We start from the raw sequence: 1,139 nt of genomic DNA, 5'->3' as shown, positions 1-1,139 counted from the left end.
GGGGGGGGGGAAAGAAGAAGACGGAAGACGAGAGAGAGGACGGGCGAGGGGGCTCGGAGAGGGGGAGAAGAGAAAGGGGAGGCCAAAAGAAAAGGGAAGAGGGAAAAGGGGGCGGGAGGAAAGGAGACTGGCGCAATTGTAATTTGAAGACATGTATTGTAAAATAAGTCTGAATAATCTAATTGTAATAGTAATTAGACTTCCGCTGTTTGATTGATACAAATTGTGCAGCAGCTCCACTGATTGTTTGCTTGCAACCCTTGTTTCGGTGCGAACCGGGACGGGTTGGCAACTCGACTGACCCGAGCTGTGAGTGGGACCCACATGGCGGGGCCCGCAGCACGACCCGGGAGGTCGGGTTGTTACACTAAAACTGATTCTTCTCTAACTAGTATAAAAATGAAAGTTCCTACTTTCTTTGGAAAAGATCCTGATGAATTTCTTGATTGGATTGATAAAGTAGACAATATCTTTGAAAATCATGAATTATCTGAAGAGAAAAAGATTAAGCTTGCTACTCTTGAATTCACAGGTTATTCAAGAAGTTGGTGGAACAAATTCCAATCCGACCAGAGAAGATACCATGCGAGGCCTATTCTCACGTGGGAAGACATGAAAAAGGCGATGAGGAAACAATTCCTACCTCCTAGTTATTTTCGTGAGATGCATAACAAATTGCAACGTGTCCATCAAGGTAATCGTACTGTTGATGAATATTACACTGAACTTGAAACACTAATGACGCGTATGCAGATTGAGGAGAGTGTTGATGCTACCATGGCACCATTTCTTAATGGTCTCCGACGAGAAATTGCCAATGTAGTAGAGCTTCACGAATATGAAGACATGGACGTCCTTCTCCTAAGAGCTAATAAAGTTGAGAGACAACTTAAGGAGAGAACTCCAAATCGATCTTCCACCCTCAACCCGACCACCAAATGGAATCAAACGTGGCCAAAGAAGAATGACACGAGAGAGGTAACAAAGAGTGTGAATTCTAATGCTTCTAAGTTGACTAATCCTTCTGCTTCTGGTAGCACAGGAATTCGAACAAAAGCCAGAGAAATCACTTATTTCAAGTGTCAAGGAAAAGGTCGCTATAGGTCGGAATGCCCTAACAATAAAGTGATGATCTTAAG

1 protein-coding gene is annotated in these 1,139 nt (G+C 43.5%); it reads left to right on the top strand.

Going from position 1 to position 1,139, the window contains the following annotated elements:
• Nucleotides 1-399: 399 nt before the first annotated feature.
• The coding region (locus BVER_RS32145; protein WP_198155506.1) for a retrotransposon gag family protein at nt 400-1,139 on the top strand (740 nt) is incomplete at its 3' end.

This window comes from Candidatus Burkholderia verschuerenii (assembly GCF_001189365.1).
Taxonomy (GTDB): domain Bacteria; phylum Pseudomonadota; class Gammaproteobacteria; order Burkholderiales; family Burkholderiaceae; genus Caballeronia; species Caballeronia verschuerenii.
Note: the sequence above shows the minus strand (reverse complement) of the source record. Positions and strands in the feature narration are given on the sequence as shown.